The following is a 2,605-nucleotide window of genomic DNA, read 5'->3' as shown; positions in this document are numbered from 1 at the left end:
AGAAAGGACAATCAGCAATCTTTTCGGATTACAGCAATTTACGGCATCAAACATTCGGAATCGGATGCTGGTGGCAGAATACCGACAACAATTCCAAGAAAAGAACTTGATCTTTGTATCAATGATATTGGCGGATTGCCACCAAAAGCTGAGGATAGTGTCGTGGTGCTCTCCCCTGAAAACACTGAAGAGACACCCCAAGAACGCTTCGTTGTCACCGATGTCCAAGCTTCAGAATCCGGTATGTATAAGCTTATTTTACGCGAGCAAAAACAATGAGGCATCTTTTTTAGCGGCACAGTAAAACAGCATTTTGATCATTTTTAGAAAAAAGTGATATTACTGGCTTGACATTATAATAGGAATATGAATAATCGAATCAGGTGCCTAACAAACACCTTAAATGCATAGCGGATTGGTTGCCGAAACAATCTTTTTCCGCCAATTAAAAGCTTTGACTCGTTGTGTGCTACGTGCATATAATGATACTGTCGGGTGTAGTTATGCTATACAATACCCTTTGGGGGAAAGCATAACGACGGACTATGCACCGTGTTTGTTAGCGCCCGGCACTCTTTTTGAGTGTCATTAACAAACGTCTAACTGCATAGGAGCCGAATTATGGCGCAATATTTAATTAATATAAATCAAACTGAAATTGATGGCGAATTAGTTCAAACCGTTAACGCGCGTGAATTATATACGTTTTTGGAAATAAAACGAGACTTTTCCAATTGGATTAAAGATCGTATTACCAAATACAACTTTATAGAAGGACAAGATTTTGTAAAAACACAAGATTTGCGGTCGCCAAATTTGGCGAGCGCAAAATCTAGAGCTGTTGTCGCAATTGATTATTATCTCACACTCGATAGAGCCAAAGAACTTTCTATGCTTGAGAACAATCAGAAAGGTAGAGAGGCTCGTTTGTATTTCATTGAGTGTGAAAAACTTGCAAAGCAGATAGCAACGCCACAGATTGACTACTCAAGTCCTCAAGCATTACTTGGTGTTTTGAATCATTTACAAAACCAAATCGAGCAGAAAGATCATGTGATTGCGGAGTTAGAACCCAAGGCAAACGCGCTTGATGGCTTGAAACGTTCTGATGGTTTGTTTGGTTTGATTGAATCTGCAAAAATGTTAGAAGTACGACCAAAAGATCTAACCGATTATTTGCGTAAACATGATTGGGTCTATCGAAGAGCTCCAGGTGCTCCTTTGTTACCCTATCAGGATAAGATCAAGAAAGGTTTGATGGATTGCCCTGCTATTACGATTCAAAGACCCGATGGTACAGAAAAGGTGCTCCCTTCAACGAAAATCACATCTAGAGGATTAGCTTGCTTGAGAGAACAAATCCATGGAGGTGTGCAATGAATACCAGTGTTGATTTTTTATGCGATTTGTGGATGGCGTTGTTTCAGTTTGTCAATTGTGAAGACATTAAAGATAAAGACTATAGCGCACTGGTTGAGGTCATGGGCGTGGTAGAGAAAGCTTTGATTTTGAAACTTCAAGATGATGTGCCAAATATTACAAAGATTTTAGCAGTCCTTACAGGTTTTGGAACTTCAGAATTACCGCATATTATGAATCCGTTATTGCAAGCTTATGCTCCCAATATTGAAAACCCTATTGTGAAAGCTGCTTAAACAAAAACATAACTCCCCTCCCCGTTCTTAAAAATGGGGAGGTGGTTAAGAGGCTTTTTTAGGTAAGGATTCAAAATGAACGGGCTTAAAACCAGTTAAGTCATAATCCGTGAGATCAGCAGTATCAACAAAATTTTCTGCTTCTTCATCTGTCTTAAACACCGGCATTTGTTTTAATTGAGAGGTTTTCATAAACTTAACTTTTCTTTTAGTGCATATAGATCAAAACTTTAAAGTTTAGAAGAAATATATCTGTTTAAACTCACACCATTTTCAGCAGCTTGAATTGCAAGTTTCCTATGGAGTTCTGGTGGTATTCTTAATTGGAACTTACCACTATATTTCCCATGTGACAAAGGCACAGGAACTTCTTCTCCATTGTGTTGCATGTCCTCAACAACTTCTGAAACGAGATCCATAATACCTTTTAAAGCTTTCTCTGCTTGAATATCTAACCATGAAAGGGATGGGAATTCTGCACACAAACCGACATATTCCTTATCTTCTTGCGACCACAAAACACGATATGTATAATGATTATTGTTCATGTTTCATCCTTTCTATCGCTTGTAAGACTTGCTTGACCTGATAGGCTTTTGCTTTGTTGCCAGAATCTTTTTGAATATTCACACGGGGATCACCAAACCACGGCGTTTTAAAAACAAAATGGCTTGTACCGTTGTTCCGCGGTTCTCCAAAAAAATGCACACACACAGCTAACAAATCTGAAAACTTGATGTTCTTTGGTGAGGCTTTCATCAAGCTGATTATTTTTTCAACTTTATTGTTCATAACCGATAATAGTATCATTATTAATCCTAGTCAACTATTTTTAGAGTAAAATTGGCATCAATTAAACAGGAACTTTTATGCATCCGAGAGAGACGATAAGGGAAAGCTTTGTTGCGTTGATCAAGGCAGCAAAGACGGCTGCTGGTGACAATGTTTTC

General features: G+C 38.4%; 6 protein-coding genes. 3 read left to right on the top strand and 3 right to left on the bottom strand.

What is annotated here, in order from left to right; translation table 11 throughout:
• The 3 genes from AC0QT1_RS08465 to AC0QT1_RS08455 form a co-directional block, all read left to right on the top strand.
• On the top strand, positions 1–279 hold a 279-nt coding region (locus AC0QT1_RS08465; protein WP_473202113.1), incomplete at its 5' end, for a hypothetical protein.
• A 342-nt stretch (positions 280–621) separates the two neighbouring features.
• Positions 622–1,380, top strand: a complete 759-nt coding sequence (locus tag AC0QT1_RS08460; protein WP_473201284.1) for an antA/AntB antirepressor family protein — start codon at positions 622–624, stop codon at positions 1,378–1,380.
• Positions 1,377–1,655, top strand: a complete 279-nt coding sequence (locus tag AC0QT1_RS08455; RefSeq protein ID WP_473201285.1) for a hypothetical protein — start codon at positions 1,377–1,379, stop codon at positions 1,653–1,655. The genes AC0QT1_RS08460 and AC0QT1_RS08455 overlap by 4 nt, the downstream gene beginning before the upstream one ends.
• Positions 1,656–1,700: 45 nt before the next feature.
• Here AC0QT1_RS08455 and AC0QT1_RS08450 read toward each other — a convergent pair whose 3' ends face one another.
• The 3 genes from AC0QT1_RS08450 to AC0QT1_RS08440 are packed head-to-tail and all read right to left on the bottom strand — an operon-like array spanning position 1,701 to position 2,465.
• A complete protein-coding gene (locus AC0QT1_RS08450; protein ID WP_473201286.1) occupies positions 1,701–1,847 on the bottom strand; it encodes a CopG family antitoxin in 147 nt (48 codons plus the stop codon).
• 38 nt (positions 1,848–1,885) lie between these two features.
• Positions 1,886–2,203 carry a type II toxin-antitoxin system HicB family antitoxin gene (locus tag AC0QT1_RS08445; RefSeq protein ID WP_473201287.1) on the bottom strand — a complete coding sequence of 106 codons (318 nt, stop codon included), beginning with the start codon at positions 2,201–2,203 and terminating at the stop codon, positions 1,886–1,888.
• Positions 2,193–2,465: a toxin HicA gene (locus tag AC0QT1_RS08440; protein ID WP_473202112.1), complete on the bottom strand. Its 273-nt coding sequence runs from the start codon at positions 2,463–2,465 to the stop codon at positions 2,193–2,195. The genes AC0QT1_RS08445 and AC0QT1_RS08440 overlap by 11 nt, the downstream gene beginning before the upstream one ends.
• Positions 2,466–2,605: the final 140 nt, after the last annotated feature.

It is taken from the genome of Bartonella sp. P12B (assembly GCF_055796185.1).
This window is presented reverse-complemented; position numbering and strand designations above follow the sequence as displayed.